Below are 14956 nucleotides of genomic sequence, written 5' to 3'. Positions count from 1 at the left end.
GCATGGAACAACGCCAATCCGACGAACTGAATGAAGGTCGCCCCGAGCCAACGCCCGGCCCGCAACCTGTACATACGCCCCAGGATCAGACCGAGTCAGCTACCGCAGCCCGGCAGATTACCATCAGCCAGCCGAACAAAGAAGACCGGCGCGAGAACCGGCCACCCAACCGGGGTAACCGACCCGAGCGCGCCGGTAACCCCAACCAACCCGCAGCGCGGCAGCAGTCTCCCAACGGACCGCGTCAGAACGGCACCGGTCAGCCCGGTAACCGGCCAAACAACCGACCCGAGCGCGACCCCGCTTCGGCCGAAGCGACGCCCGGTTCGAAACCGGGTGGGCAACCCAACAATCGGCAGGGCGGCCGTGACAACCGCAACGAACCGCGTAACGACCGCGACCGGAACAACGGCGGACGCGAGCGGGAAGCCCCCCTCCGCGAAGCCGACGACCAGGCCGACCGCGATACGGGGCTGGGCGAAGGCGCCGGCCGCTCCCGCGATGAGCGGCTCGTGATCGGTATCAGCCTCGGCGATTATAACGGGATAGGCCCTGAAGTTATCCTGAAGGCGCTCCAGTACAACCGGCTCCAGAAGCTCTGCACCCCCGTCATCTACGGGTCTATGCGAGTGCTGAACCGCTACCGGAACCTGATCGACCTGAAAGACTGGAACCTCAACGGGACCCAGACCATCGGTCAGATCAGCCACAAACTGACCAACGTCATTACCTGCTGGCCCGACCAGAATCAGGATATTCAGCCCGGGCAGGTAACCCCGGAAGCCGGTCAGGCTGCGCTGGCCTGTCTGCAGCGTGCCGTCGATGATCTGAAAGCCGGTAAACTCGATGCCCTGGTTACGGCACCGATCAACAAATACAATATCCAGTCGGAGGAGTTTAAATTTCCGGGTCATACCGAGTACCTCGCCGAGCAATTCGGCGTGCAGGATAACCTGATGTTCATGGTCAGTCCAACGCTCCGTGTGGGTGTGGTAACGGGCCATGTGCCGCTGGGCCGGGTGCGGCAAAACGTCACCCGCGACCGTATTGCCCAGAAGCTAACCCTGATGATGCGATCGCTGAAACAGGATTTTGGCATCGACAAACCCAAAATTGCGGTGCTGGGTCTCAACCCCCACGCGGGCGAAGAAGGACTGCTGGGTAACGAAGAGCAGGATATCATCAAACCCCTGCTGGCCGAATGGCGCAACAAAGGGCAGCTGGTATTTGGCCCCTACCCGGCCGATGGCTTCTTCGGCACCCGTAGCTACACCAAATTTGACGCCGTGCTGGCCATGTACCACGATCAGGGTCTGATTCCGTTCAAAGCCATTGCATTCGAGGAAGGGGTCAATTTTACGGCGGGTATGCCCGTTGTTCGCACCTCACCCGACCACGGTACCGCTTATGATATTGCCGGCAAGAACCTGGCCGACGAAACCTCTATGCTCCAGGCGATCTACACAGCCATTGATGTAGCCCGCCAACGGAAAGAGTTTCTGGAACTGGAAGCCGGGGCACTCAAATAACGACACTCATCAGGAACGATATTCGGGCTGCGGTTTTCAGTTTTCGGGAGCCAACACCGGGGTTACACCGTACCGACAATAAACTGACAACCGAATAAACGATACATAGTATGCTTAAATCAATGACCGGCTTCGGCAACGCAACCGTAGAAGCCGGTGGCCTGTCGGTAACGGCAGAGGTCAAGACCCTCAACTCGAAGTTTCTGGACATCTACTGCCGTATACCCCGGCAGTTTTCCGACAAGGAGATCGAACTGCGTGCCCTGCTTACCCAGCAGCTGGAGCGCGGCAAAGTGGAGCTGTCGGTCAACCTGGCCCGTACGAGCGCAGTGCGGCCGGGCGTCACCATCAACCGCCCCCTGGTCCTGGCTTATGTGAGCGATATCAAGGAAACGGCCAACAGCATGCTGATGAGCGTATCGGATAGCGATGTGCTGCAACTGGCGCTGCAGCAACCGAATGCCTACCTGACCGAGTCGGCCGACCCCGGCGCCGACGCTTCAGAGTATGCCACCGTTCGGGCCGCCGTTGAAGAAGCCGTTCGGCGCTGTAACGAATTCCGGCAGCAGGACGGGGCCGTACTCGAAGGTAAATTTCAGGAGTATATCCAGACCATCAGCGACCGGCTGGCCGATATCGAAGAGCAGGACGTCCGCCGAATTCCGGCCGTACGCGACCGTATGCGCAACAGTGTCAGCGAGCTGCTCAACAGCGACACCTTCGACCAGAACCGGTTCGAGCAGGAGCTGGTCTATTACGTGGAGAAGTTCGATATATCGGAAGAGAAAGTCCGGCTCAAGAACCACCTCGGCTATTTCCTGGAAGTGCTGGCTACGGAAGAAGCCAACGGCAAAAAACTAAACTTCATTTCGCAGGAAATCGGCCGCGAAATCAATACCATCGGCTCCAAAGCCAACGACGCATCTATTCAGCGCTTCGTTGTTCAGATGAAAGACGAGCTGGAGAAGATCAAAGAGCAGACCATGAACGTCATTTAGGGTGCTACAACCAGCGTATAGCCCGGTTTCATAGCCTCGAACGGAACAACGCGCCCGTTGAAGCGAAGCTCGCTGGCACGGGTCCAGCCGTTGCATGGGCTGTTGTCGACGTATGTCTTCAGCTGTATGACCCCCAGACGACTGGCCCCGTTGCCCAGCCAGAAGCGGGTTGTGTCGCCCGTTTCCCGGCTAATGGTCAGCGCGTCATAACTGCTTACGGCAGTGGTGGCTGGGTTTACCCGGGCATCAGGCAGGCTCACCCATTGCCCGTTGTGGTAATACCCAATGCCTACATTGGCCGCCATGGCGGCTGTAATCAGGGGCGATCCGGCCGCATCGGTCAAAAAAACCTGTACCGGCTGGGGTGAACTCTGGCAGTCGACAGCATCGGAACAGGCCGCCAGCAGGGTAGCCCCACCCAGCAGCAGCATTCGGACAAGAAAGGTCATACATGAAAAAGAGGGTACAATCGCAAACAAGATACCTGTTCTGTTGATTAAAGTCTATCCGGGCGACATCAAGGAGCCTGGTAATACCAATCTCGCCAGCCTGTTTCCCCAAACCAGCTGGACTACGAATCGACCTTATGGCTGCTTTATCCCTCCCGTTCTACGAAAACCACGACACATTGACCCTGGCTCAGCGCCTGCTTGGCTGCGAGCTAGTACATGACTCGCCAGCGGGCCGAACAGCGGGTATCATCGTCGAAACGGAAGGCTACCTCACCGGCGATCCGGCCTGTCATGCCTACCGGCGTGCTACCAAACGCAACGCAGCCATGTTTGGCCCGGCCGGCACGCTGTATGTCTACCAGATATACAACCATTATCACTGCATCAACGTCGTAACGGGGCCTGAGGGAGTGGGTGAAGCTGTACTGATCCGTGCGCTGCAACCCACCGACGGCATGGAGCTGATGGAGGCCCGCCGAAACGAAGCATTTACAATCGGGTTTGAACGCTACCGCAACAACACCATCGACGCCAGCACCCCCGAAGGATTCCGAAACCTCTGCAACGGTCCCGGTAAGCTGGTCATTGCTATGGGCATCAGTCGGCCCGATCATAACTTCTCGTCGCTGGTTTCGGGGCCGGTGTCCATACAAGAGCCTGTTCTAACCGATTTCGAGATGATCACGACCACCCGAATCGGCATCAAATTCGGCGCCGATCTCCCCTACAGGTATTACATAAAAGACAGCCGCTTCGTCAGCAAAAAGTAGTCGTTGTCGTGTCGCGTATCGTCAACCAACCGACGTATTGAAGCGCCGGTTAGCGAAGTGACCGTCTTTGGCCTGACCGCCCAGCTTGGCAGGACATTGTCCGGTCAGTACTTACCGCCTGGTTGTCAATACCGTCTGCCCGCCCGGGTAAAGCACATCGGCGTTGTCCTCGGCCGTAATAAAAACGTTGTCGGGTTTTGTGGTCTCGGTGGTGGTCAGCCGGGCTTTGAGGGTTTTCGATACAGGTCGTATCTGGCCCAGTTTTTTGGCGGCATCCCGACCTGATTCCATCCAGACGACATAGGTATCTCGGGGCGGGTCGAGCCGCTTTGACTCGGCCAGATTCCGGACGCTTACGTCGACGACGAAGTTCTTGTTTTTATCTTTTTTCACTCTGACCTCTCCGGTAGCTGCCGGCACGATCTGTGACGGTACAAAGTTCATTTTCGGCGTGCACGAACTGATCGCGACAAGCAGGAAAAGTACGAAGGCAATAACGTTGATCGTTTTCATAACGGGATACTGGTTAATTAGAATTCTAACCAATAGTATTGTAGAGATGTTTTCCCTCCTTTCCTATACCCCTTGGCTACGCTGCATCCTGCTGGCTGGCCTTTGCCTGCTGATTTTGCCGAACGCGGGTTTCGGCGCCCGCGTCGACACGGTCGATGTGCCCAGCGCCCGCATGAACCGTACGCTACGGGCCGCCGTTATCTTACCCGACCGTTATGATAAAGCCAAAAAACGCGACAGGCGGCCCTTTCCGGTCCTGTATCTGCTCCATGGCGGTACCGGTAGTTTTCGCGACTGGCTCACTAAAACGCCCGACCGTACTCTACTACACCGCTTGTCGGATCAGTATAACCTCATCATCGTTACGCCCGACGGTGACCCAACCAGCTATTATTTTGATAGTCCGCTGATTAAAACCAGCCAGTTTGAGACGTTTATTTCGACCGAGCTGATCGAAAAAATAGACGCCACTTACCGCACCATCCGCGACCGGAAAGGCCGGGTTATTGCGGGTCTGTCGATGGGTGGGCACGGTGCTATGTTCATCGCCAGCCGTCATCCCGACCTGTATGCCGCTGCGGGCAGCATGAGTGGCGTCATGAATATCAACACCGCCACCTGGAAGGTAGCACCCGACTTTGCCCAATCCCGCGCTGCTAATTTCGCCATGCTGCTGGGGCCGCCAGCGGCCGGTAACTCGCCGTATCCGGGCTATACAATGGTTACGCTGGCCGACCGGCTTAAGGCAAACAACCTTCCGTTGATCTTCGATATTGGCGTCGATGATTTCCTGATTGAAACAAATCGGGAACTCCACCGGCTGCTGCTGGCCAATCAGACGCCCCACGAATATATTGAACGCCCGGGGGCGCACACCTGGCCGTACTGGCAACAGGCACTCCCCTACCAGGTTCTGTTTTTCAGCCAGATTCTCAAGGCCAACCAGGCCGCTATTCCTTAACCGATCCTATGAAAATCACTTCTTTTTTTCTCTGCCTGGCGGCCCTGACTCTCCTGGCCCGACCCGGAGCAGGCCAGTCGTCTATCCTATCCGTAACCGGTGGCCGAATTAGCGGAACCTCGAACGAAAAAGGCGATGTGCGTATCTACAGAGGCATTCCTTTCGCGGCCCCGCCCGTTGGAAACCTCCGCTGGAAAGCTCCTCAGCCGGTTGTCCCCTGGTCGGGCGTTCGGGCCTGCGACGCCTTCGGGCCTAGTCCCATGCAGGGTTCCCCGGCCCCGTTTAGCATGTGGAGCGCCGAATTCCTGATTCCGAAAGAACCGATCAGCGAAGATTGCCTCTATCTGAACGTCTGGACAGCGGCCCGATCGGCCACCGAGAAGCGACCAGTTCTGGTCTGGATCTACGGCGGGGGCTTCAACAGCGGAGGTAGCGCCGTACCCATCTACGACGGGGAGGCAACGGCTCAGAAAGGAATCGTGTTTGTTAGCATTAACTACCGCGTTGGGGCGTTTGGGTTCATGGCGCACCCCGAACTGACCCGTGAGTCGGGAACAAACGCTTCGGGAAACTACGGCCTGCTCGACCAGATTGCGGCTTTGCAGTGGGTCAGACAGAACATTGCCGCTTTTGGCGGAGACCCGGCCAACGTAACCATTGCCGGCCAGTCGGCCGGGTCGATGAGCGTCAACTGCCTGGTGGCCTCGCCCCTGGCCAAAAACCTCTTCAATAAAGCCATTGCCCAGAGCGGAGCCGGTGTAGGCCGCGCCTATATTGCCCTGAAAACGGCGGAAGAAACGGGGGTGAAGATCATGCAGACGCTGGGCGCTGCGTCGCTGGCGGAGCTGCGGGCTACCCCAGCCGCCGAGATTCAGCAAAAGGCGCAGGGGGTACGCGGCCCTATCATTGACGGCTACGTGCTGCCCACATCGGTTGGCGAGCTCGTAACAGCCGGCCGTCAGGCCAACGTAAGCCTGCTGACGGGCTGGAACGAAGACGAAGGCCTGCTTCCCGGCCCCATCAAAACCGCCGTCGAGTTCCGTAAACAAACCGAACAACGGTACGGTCCCGACGCCACAACGCTCCTTCGGTACTACCCCGCCGATACCGATGCCGAAGCCGATCAGTCGCAGCGGAACCTGGGGCGTGATCTGACCTTCGGGATGCAGAACTACAGCTGGGCCATGCTGGAGAGCGGGCAGGGCAAAACCGTGTATATATACAGGTTTCGGCGGAAACTACCGGCTACGGGGCAGTATGCCAGTTACGGTGCGTTTCATACCGGCGAAGTGGCCTACGCCTACGATAACCTCCGGTATATCGATCATCAGCTGCGACCGCTAAACGCTACCGATGCCGACCTGGCCCGCATCATGGCGGCCTACTGGGCCAACTTCATCAAGACCGGCAACCCCAATGGTCGGGGCTTACCGCAGTGGCCGGCTTTTTCCCCCACCGACAAACAGACCATGATCCTGGACATGCCGGCAAAAGCCCAGCCGATGCCCGATGCCGCTGCCCTCGACTTTCTGTCCGGGCTGGTCGGCAGGCAACCCTGATTGCCGTTGCCAGCCCGTCAGGAGACCGTCTTGCCGTACGCCAGCGATGGCGTGCCCAGTCCGTATTCGTTCTGCAGCACCTGATAGGCACGCTCTTCTTCGGCATCATACATGCTTTTGTCGAAGAGCGACTGGTGGCCCGAACTAACGGCGCTGGCCCATCCGTGCTGCGCGTACGGATCGTACTCGAAGTTGGTGGCCCGCAGTCCCATCTCGCTGATCTGCCGGAACCATTTGGTGCCCGTATCGACCCCGTCGGTTATGCCCAGTGGATAGGCCGGTCCGTACGGCATCGTAACCCGGCGCGCCAGGGGCATGTTGATCAGCGCCGTAAACTCGTTGAGTCGGCATTCGGGCAGGGGCCAGGAATGGTCGGCGCAGATGATCTTCTGGAAGGGGGTTTTACGGACGTTTCCGTAGGTCTGGTAGAGCTGCTCGATTTCGGCGTAGTCGGGCTGGTACTGGTCGTACATACCGCCCCAGCATTTCTGCGCTTTGTAGGCCGGACAGTTCCAGCACTGACCTACTTTCCCAATACCTACCGCATCGCCTATACGCTCGAGGTACGCGCCTACAATATCGTCCCGGTAGAGAACATCGTTGTGAGTCAGCAACAGGTACGACTTATCGGTTTTCTCCCAGGCATACTGATACCGAACGGCATGTCGGAAGGCCGGCAAAGCCAAGAGATGGCGTTTGTAGCTCTTCGTAATGTCTTCGTACCACAAAAAAAACCGGGGTGTATAGTATACCGTATTGTAGTCCAGAAGCAGTTGATGCAGTAAAGTAAGGTCGCTTCCGTTGGGTTGTTTGCGTTCTTCTGTAATGTATATTTTATCGATCCACTGACCGGAATACCGCATCAGCGATAGTAACGTGACGGCGGTCTGATATGGCTTTCCATATACGCTGACGGCAACGTCGACAAGAGGACGGGCTTGCATTAAGAGTAGCTGAGGAGTTGGACATCTGTTTTACCGGGTTCATCTAGAGTTTCATAACGCGTTGAGCCACACCAAATTCTTCAACTTTCCCTCTGGAATATGTATACCAACTACCCAAAAAAGAGGAGGCCCAGATACCGTATAGTAGAGATAAAGCTGTATGCTACTTATAAATTTATCATGTAACTTTTGGGGAAATAAAGATAAAAACAGTTTTCGTAATTTATTCATTCATGTACAAATATTTTTACTAAGCGGCTAATACCTACTCCCTGCTCAGGTAGTTAACCAGCTCGTCGATTGAGCGTATACCCAGTTGCTGCGTTTGTTCCCGACGCATCATCAGGCAGTAACTGTTGTTGAATCCGAGCGGACGTTGCCAGACCAGGCCGTACTGCCGCGCAAAGGCGTTTTTCACGTATCGGTATACCGTGTCAGCCTGCATCGGCAGGGTCTGAAGGATAGCAGTGGGCGGTTGCAGTATTACCAGCAGCCCCGTTCCGGTATATTCAGGGTAAAAATCGATGGCCCCTGTCCGCAGGGCGTCGAAGCAGATCTGGGTGCCGCCCAGGCCTGTGCGCGTGGCAACCCGCAGGTGCGTATGCCCCTCAATCAGCTGCCGGTAAATCTCCGACAGGATATACTGCTCGGTAAACAGCTTCGAGCCCATTACCACAGTTTCGGTCCGGTTGCCGGGGGGGCTTGCTTTGTAGAGCCCCGTCTGCTTCAGAAAACGGGTAGCGATCTGTTTGGGCGACTGGTGTAAAAAATCGGCCTGGTAGTTCAGCGCGGTCATTACCGAATCGGTCAGTTTACCCGCCAGCCGGTCGAGGGTCGGGCCCAGGTCGGGGTGGCGGTCGAGGGCAGCCTGCCGAACAACGAGAGCGGCATCGTAGGGCGGAAACGCATGTCGGTTATCGGCCAGTACCACCAGATCGAAAGCCCGGATGCGGCCATCGGTCGAGTATCCGCTGATGATGTCGACCTGCTGGTTATGAATGGCTTCGTACATCAGATTCTGGTCGATTAGTCGCGGGCGCAGCCGGAGGCCGTACGTTTTCTGAAGGCCGGGATACCCATCGGCGCGCCCGTAGAACTCGTGCGCAAAGCCAGCGGTCAGCTTATCGCCCCGCATTGGCAGCAGGTAAAACCCCGACAGAATCGGTACCAGCACCACGAACGCCAGTGTCCCGACGCGCAGTTTCCGGCCACTGAGCCGCTGCAGCGCGGCCAGCCCCAGGTCGAACCCGATGGCCAGCAAAGCCGCCGGTATGGCCCCGGCCAGAATCATATTGGTGTTACTCAGCGCAATACCGCTGAAGATAAATTCGCCCAGCCCGCCAGCCGCTACGTAAGCCGCCAGCGTAGCCACGCCGACATTGATAACCGTAGCCGTACGCACGCCTGCAAAGATGACCGGCAGCGCCAGCGGCAGCTCTACTTGGGTCAGAATCTGCCGGCTGGTCATACCAACACCCCGGGCTGCTTCGCGAACCGTAGGGTTGACCTCCGTAATGCCTACGTACGTATTTCGGATAATGGGAAGCAACGCGTATAGAAACAGCGCCACCAGCGCCGGGCCAACGCCGATTCCCAGCAGCGGAATCAGGAACCCCAGCAAGGCCACGCTCGGTACGGTTTGCAGCACCCCCGCCACGCCCAGTATACCACTGGCCAGCCGCGGCCGACGGGCAATCAGAATACCGAGCGGAATACCCACCACCAGTGCCAGCAGCAGCGACACGAAGGTCAGCCCAATGTGGGTCAGGGTTTGTTCGAAGAGCTTGTCGGCGTTCTGGCGTAAAAAATCGAGCATGGGTCAAACGTCTAGGAAATCGCGGACAAAATCGTTGGCAGGCTGGTTCGTCAGGTCGCCGGGCCGACCGATCTGCACAATACGGCCCTGGTGCATGAGCGCGATACGATCGGCCAGCTCGAGAGCCTCGGCCACGTCGTGGGTTACGAGCACCACCGTTGTTTCCTGCAACTCACTGAGGCCAAACAGCTCGCGCCGGACGTGACGACGGGTAAACGGGTCCAGCGCCCCGAACGGCTCATCCATCAGAACCACCGGGGGCCGGGTCGCCAGCGCCCGCGCGAGGCCAACCCGCTGTCGCTGCCCTCCGCTCAGGTCGGCCGGGTAGCGGTTCAGGACGGCTTCAGGCAGCTGTAGTTTACGGATCAGTTCGTGTGTGCGTTCCCGGATGCGGGCGGGTTCCCAGCCAAGTAGGTTTGGGACGGTAGCGATAGCCTCGGCCACGGTATAGTGCGGAAACAGCCCCCCATCCTGGATAACGTAGCCGATGCGTCGGCGCAGCGTGGGCGCATCCTGTTGCCGCACGTCGGTTCCATCCAGCCGAATCTGGCCACTGTCGGGTTCGATGAGCCGGTTCAGCATTTTCAGCGTCGTGGTCTTACCGGAACCACTGGTTCCCAGCAACACCAGCGTCTCGCCCGGTGCTACGCTAAACGAAACGTTATCCACGACCGTCGTAGGACCGTAGCGTTTGCTGAGATTCTCAACCCAAATCATAAATGCCCATCTGTTTACCAAGAGGTAAAGTTACAGGGAACGGCCAGCCTCCAACACCTCATTACCGTGAATTTGTCGACCCACCCGATGATGGTACTCTTCTCGACCCGCACCGATTGCCGCTGCGCATAAGGGTGAACAAACCCCGCAAAAACGCCGTTTCCCCCCGGTCTAACCAGAGCGGGGGGAAACGGCGCCACAACTACCGGCCAGGGCCGGCTTATTTTAGAATCTGCACGCTGATGACGGAATTATCGTAAACCCGGTGGGTGGCTTTTTTGAAATCCTTTTCCTCAGCTTTGAAGATGTTATCGACGTAGGTCTGCGGATTGCGGTCAATGAGCGGAAACCACGTACTCTGCACCTGAATCATCATCCGGTGGCCTTTTTTGAACGTATGCAGGACGTCCTGCAACCGGAAAGTCACGTCGGTTATTTCGCCGGGCTTAAACGGTTCAGGCTTCTCGAAACTATTGCGGAAACGCCCGCGCATGGCTTCTGACCGAACCATCTGCTGGTAGTTACCCAGGGTAATATTTTTGTTCGGCATGTAGGGGTGGTTGGGCTCATTGGGCGGGTACACGTCAATCAGTTTCACAACCCAGTCGGCATCGGTACCGGTGGTGCTCACTTTCAGTTTGGCCATGATTTCGCCCCCCAGCGTCAGGTCTTCGGTCAGTACATCGGTCTGGAACGTCAGCACATCGGGCCGCCGGCCCGCAAACCGCTGATCTTCCGACATGTAGTTAAACGGCGTAAAGCCCTGCGTTGTCGTAATATCTTCGGTATAGGGCACCGGTTTCATGGGGTCCGATACAAACTCCGTAAAGCCATTACCGCTCGGATCGGCCGAGCCCATGATCTTGTTCGAAGCCAGCCTACCGTCCGAATTCAGGAAATACTCGTTGGTCTGGGCGTCGGCAGCGGGCCATTTGTCGAAGGTGCGCCACTCGTTACGACCGGTATTGAAGAGGTACGCTTCGGGCAGGCCGGTTTTGCCATCGCCCGCTCCTTTCAGGAAATGGCTAAAGAACTTTGCTTCAATGTTGCGCTGGTAGAAGGTAGCGATGCTATCACCAAAATAGACGTTCGAATGCAGCGTATGCCCCGTCTCGCGCGACCACCGCCCGTGCCCGAACGGACCCATAACCAGGGTATTGTAGGCCCCCGGTGTGTTTTTTTCGATGGTTTTGTAGATGTTGAGCGGGCCGTAGAGGTCTTCGGCATCGAACCAGCCCCCCACCGTCATCACGGCCGGTCGGGTGTTTTTCAGATGCGGCAGGATACTGCGCTTCTGCCAGAACGCATCGTAGTTGGGGTGCTCAACGGTTTCCTGCCAGAAGAAGTTGTCCTTGTAGTATTTCTGGGCATTTTTCAGCGGACCCAGATCATACTGAAACTGAAACCCATCGGTGGTGCCGGTCTTGATAAACGAGTCGTTATACCAGGCCGTGGTGGTTGGTGCCGGATGCTGCACGCCGAATACCGGGTAAGTAAACAGATACGCCTGAATGAACGCGCCGTTGTGGTGAAAATCATCGAAGAAAAAGTCCGACACGGGGGCCTGGGGCGAGGCTGCTTTCAGGGCCGGGTGCGCATCGGGTAATGACGCTGCGGTGTAGAAACCGGGGTAGCTGATACCCCACTGGCCCACCCGACCGTTGTTGTTCGGCACGTTCTTCAACAACCACTCGATGGTGTCGTAGGTATCGGAACTCTCGTCGGGTGCTCCGGCGGTAGTGGCTGCGGGCTGTGCTTTCTTACGCCCTTTCGTAGCAGCGGGTGCCGGATCGGGCAGGTTGGGGGTCATATTGGTCCAGGTTCCTTCCGAGGCCCAGCGCCCCCGCACATCCTGATAAACGAAAATGTACTTGTCGCGCATCAGCGTTCCCGATGGGCCTACGGCAGCCGGGTACGCATCAGGCCCATAGGGCGCCACGCTGTAGCAGGTGCGCTGTATCAGAAACGGGTACTTGTTGGTAGCCGACGCATCTTTGGGCACATACACGTTGGTGTGCAGTTTGGTACCATCGCGCATAGGAATCTTGTACTCGAACTTCTGGTAATTATCGCGGACAAAATTACCGGTTGCGGTTGTCTGGGCAGACGTGGCGGCATAAGGACCGATGAGCGCCAGCAGGCTGTAAAGCCATTTTTTCATGGGGTTGACGGGGTTAACGATGAACAACCGTAAAGATACAGATTCGGTCGGCATCGCGACTTCATGACCGTAGCCGTTGCGCGTCGGCCCGGCCACACCCCATCTCTAATCGGTTTCTAACATGGGGTTAATCCGGCTCTAAACCGGGACCCGCACCTTTGTTTCACGCAAAGCAACAAGGCTAACACGAGCCGGCTGTCTGTTCTGTTTCATTTACCAACAATCGACATGCAATCCCTTCCGACACTACCTGCCGATGGATCGGCCCCTATCCAGGAAATCACCGAAACCATCACCCACAATGACCGGCTGGCCACCTTGTATCTGGGTCTGGGCAATGCCGTCTATGCGCTCACCAAAGTAGATGGCCGTATCCAGCGTGAAGAGTCCGACACGGTACAGCAGATTCTGGCCAGTCTGCCCCAGGGACATCTGGCGCTGCAGGCCTTTTCGGTGCTCGACAGCTGCGACGTACCGGTCGAAGCCGCCTACGCCTTTGCCATGCGCCGGTTCTCCGACAATCGGAAAGCGCTGAACGAGGCCTTAAAAAAGCAGTTTGTCAGCCTGCTCCTGCAAGTTGCTGAAGCCCATGATAGCCTGTCGACCAAAGAGCAGGAGTTCATCAAGCGGTTTCGGCGCGACCTCCGACGGTTTTGACCGGCCGCTTTCCAATCAATTGTGTATCAACCATGAAAACCATAAAATTTCTCCTGCTGCTGGTATTCCTGACCAGCCCCATTTTCATATTCTCCAACTTCCGTCCGTCGGCCAATGGGTCGTTCGGGGCCGCTGTAGAAACGGAACCCGAGCGGGTACGGGTGCTGATCGATAAACCTGCCAACAGCCTGCTGACGGTTCAGATAACGGATCAGGACGGCTGGCCCCTGTACGCCAGCACGCTTGACAAACAGCAGACTTCCAGCCCGTTTACGTTCAACCTGAGCGGCCTGCCCGACGGGCAGTACCAACTCCGGCTGTCGAATGGCAAACGAACGAAGATTAGCCAGATTCAGCTGGTATCGCCCGACAATCCCACCGACCAGCGGCAGGTGCTGATCCAGCCCATTAACTAAGCCGCAACGCGCCAACCGGTCTGTTATGGACTGGTTGGCGCGTTGTATTAGGGGAATAAAGATTCTTATTTCTGATTGGCCGCGTACCACTCGCGGAAACTCTGTTTCGGTGGCTCGGGCATTTCGCGGGCAATGGCCCAGGGGTTGATGGTACCGTTGTGCGTCAACGCGGAGGGCGTGCTGGCCAGCATCCGGCGCGCCACCCGTCCGAGCCGGGCGTAGAGCCGGGGGCGGGCCAGCACTTTGGCCAGGAGCTGCATACCAACCCGTTTGCCGGCTGGCATCGCTTTCTGGCCGCCAATGATCTGCCGCCATTTATAGAGCTGAACGTGAATGTCGATTTTAACCGGACAAACGTCGGAGCACGAACCGCAGAGCGTACTGGCAAACGGCAGGGTACTGTGTTTTTTCAGATCGACATTCGGCGACAGAATCGACCCGATCGGGCCCGGTACTGTATAGTCATAACTATGGCCGCCACTCCGCCGGTAAACCGGGCAGGTGTTCATACAGGCTCCGCACCGGATGCACTTCAACGACGCCCGGAAGTCCGGTCGGCCTAGTTGCTCTACCCGCCCGTTATCCACGATAATGACGTGCAGTTCCTGGCCGGGGCGAGGTCGGTGAAAATGGCTGGTGTAGGTCGTTGACAGCTGCCCCGTGGCCGAACGGGCCAGCAGACGCGTGTATACGCCGAGGTGGTCGAGCCGGGGAATCATCTTCTCGATGCCCATGCTGGCAATATGAACCGGGGCCAGCGTAACGCCCAGGTCGGCATTACCCTCGTTGGTACATACGACAAACCCACCCGTTTCAGCAATGGCGAAGTTAACCCCCGACAGTGCTACGTCAGCCGCCACAAAATGCCCGCGCAGGTGCTGACGGGCGGTTTCGGTCAGAAACTGCGGATCGCTGGCACCCTCGGGCGTACCGAGGTGCTTGTGAAAAATCTGACCCACATCCTCTTTCTTAAGATGGATGGCAGGCAGTACGATATGGCTCGGCGGCTCGTCGTTGAACTGAATAATCCGTTCGCCCAGGTCGGTATCGACCACCTCTATTCCTTCTTTGATCAGGAACGGGTTCAGATGACACTCTTCGGTCAGCATGGATTTGCTCTTGACCAGGCGCTTTCCGTTATGCTGCCGAATGATCTGCAACACGATCTCATTGTGTTCCTGCGCATTGGCTGCCCAGTGAACCCGAATTCCGTTGGCCGTTGCGTTCCGTTCAAACTCCTCTAGGTACTCGTCTAACCGGCTGAGCGTATGATTCTTGATCTGCGAAGCCAGCTCGCGCAGCTCCTCCCATTCAGGCAGCGAATAGGCCATGCGATCGCGTTTCTGGCGTACGAACCAGAGCGCGCCATCGTGCCAGGTGGTGCGGTCAACATCGGCCGTAAATCGTTTGGCTGCCTGCGCGTGCGTCATGTGAGTAAGGTTCTGCAAAAAGATAGTTTCGCT

The 14956-nt window shown here is 57.3% G+C and carries 14 protein-coding genes; 7 read left to right on the top strand and 7 right to left on the bottom strand.

The window, feature by feature from the left end:
- The first annotated feature begins 2 nt into the window (after positions 1–2).
- Both pdxA and FBR45_RS11480 read left to right on the top strand, forming a co-directional pair.
- Positions 3–1529: a 4-hydroxythreonine-4-phosphate dehydrogenase PdxA gene (gene pdxA, locus FBR45_RS11485; protein ID WP_138502407.1), complete on the top strand. Its 1527-nt coding sequence runs from the start codon at positions 3–5 to the stop codon at positions 1527–1529.
- Positions 1530–1639: 110 nt separating this feature from the next.
- Positions 1640–2527 carry a YicC/YloC family endoribonuclease gene (locus tag FBR45_RS11480; protein ID WP_077921202.1) on the top strand — a complete coding sequence of 296 codons (888 nt, stop codon included), beginning with the start codon at positions 1640–1642 and terminating at the stop codon, positions 2525–2527.
- On the opposite strand, the gene FBR45_RS11475 is transcribed toward FBR45_RS11480, so the two are convergent.
- On the bottom strand, positions 2524–2976 hold the full coding sequence (locus tag FBR45_RS11475; RefSeq protein ID WP_138502405.1) for a hypothetical protein: 453 nt from the start codon (positions 2974–2976) through the stop codon (positions 2524–2526). The two genes, FBR45_RS11480 and FBR45_RS11475, sit on opposite strands and share 4 nt — an antisense overlap.
- Positions 2977–3113: 137 nt before the next feature.
- Between FBR45_RS11475 and FBR45_RS11470 the strand changes: the two genes are divergently transcribed.
- Positions 3114–3749 carry a DNA-3-methyladenine glycosylase gene (locus FBR45_RS11470; protein ID WP_138502403.1) on the top strand — a complete coding sequence of 212 codons (636 nt, stop codon included), beginning with the start codon at positions 3114–3116 and terminating at the stop codon, positions 3747–3749.
- Positions 3750–3860: 111 nt separating this feature from the next.
- Here FBR45_RS11470 and FBR45_RS11465 read toward each other — a convergent pair whose 3' ends face one another.
- Entirely contained in the window at positions 3861–4262 is a 402-nt protein-coding gene (locus FBR45_RS11465; RefSeq protein ID WP_138502401.1) for a hypothetical protein, read from the bottom strand.
- 46 nt (positions 4263–4308) lie between these two features.
- Between FBR45_RS11465 and FBR45_RS11460 the strand changes: the two genes are divergently transcribed.
- Entirely contained in the window at positions 4309–5223 is a 915-nt protein-coding gene (locus FBR45_RS11460; protein ID WP_138502399.1) for an alpha/beta hydrolase, read from the top strand.
- Positions 5224–5231: 8 nt separating this feature from the next.
- Positions 5232–6782 (top strand): carboxylesterase/lipase family protein, encoded by a 1551-nt coding sequence (locus FBR45_RS11455; protein ID WP_138502397.1) that lies wholly within the window; start codon positions 5232–5234, stop codon positions 6780–6782.
- Between the two features lie 17 nt (positions 6783–6799).
- Here the strand turns inward: FBR45_RS11455 and FBR45_RS11450 are convergent, their stop codons facing one another.
- The 4 genes from FBR45_RS11450 to FBR45_RS11435 all read right to left on the bottom strand — a co-directional run bounded on the left by FBR45_RS11450 (position 6800) and on the right by FBR45_RS11435 (position 12420).
- On the bottom strand, positions 6800–7726 hold the full coding sequence (locus FBR45_RS11450; RefSeq protein WP_138502395.1) for a hypothetical protein: 927 nt from the start codon (positions 7724–7726) through the stop codon (positions 6800–6802).
- 265 nt (positions 7727–7991) lie between these two features.
- Positions 7992–9542 carry an ABC transporter permease/substrate-binding protein gene (locus FBR45_RS11445; protein ID WP_138502393.1) on the bottom strand — a complete coding sequence of 517 codons (1551 nt, stop codon included), beginning with the start codon at positions 9540–9542 and terminating at the stop codon, positions 7992–7994.
- A gap of 3 nt (positions 9543–9545) precedes the next feature.
- A complete protein-coding gene (locus FBR45_RS11440; protein WP_138502391.1) occupies positions 9546–10259 on the bottom strand; it encodes an ATP-binding cassette domain-containing protein in 714 nt (237 codons plus the stop codon).
- Between the two features lie 220 nt (positions 10260–10479).
- Positions 10480–12420 (bottom strand): CocE/NonD family hydrolase, encoded by a 1941-nt coding sequence (locus FBR45_RS11435; protein ID WP_138502389.1) that lies wholly within the window; start codon positions 12418–12420, stop codon positions 10480–10482.
- Positions 12421–12648: 228 nt separating this feature from the next.
- Here FBR45_RS11435 and FBR45_RS11430 point away from each other — a divergent pair, with 228 nt between their 5' ends.
- Both FBR45_RS11430 and FBR45_RS11425 read left to right on the top strand, forming a co-directional pair.
- Positions 12649–13077, top strand: a complete 429-nt coding sequence (locus tag FBR45_RS11430; RefSeq protein WP_246082210.1) for a tellurite resistance TerB family protein — start codon at positions 12649–12651, stop codon at positions 13075–13077.
- A 32-nt stretch (positions 13078–13109) separates the two neighbouring features.
- Positions 13110–13493, top strand: coding sequence for a copper resistance CopC family protein (locus FBR45_RS11425; RefSeq protein ID WP_138502387.1), 384 nt, complete (start codon positions 13110–13112; stop codon positions 13491–13493).
- Between the two features lie 65 nt (positions 13494–13558).
- Here FBR45_RS11425 and FBR45_RS11420 read toward each other — a convergent pair whose 3' ends face one another.
- A complete protein-coding gene (locus FBR45_RS11420; protein ID WP_138503083.1) occupies positions 13559–14923 on the bottom strand; it encodes a lactate utilization protein B in 1365 nt (454 codons plus the stop codon).
- Positions 14924–14956 lie beyond the last annotated feature (33 nt).

It is taken from the genome of Spirosoma lacussanchae (assembly GCF_005870035.1).
Lineage (GTDB): Bacteria > Bacteroidota > Bacteroidia > Cytophagales > Spirosomataceae > Spirosoma > Spirosoma lacussanchae.
Note: the sequence above shows the minus strand (reverse complement) of the source record. Positions and strands in the feature narration are given on the sequence as shown.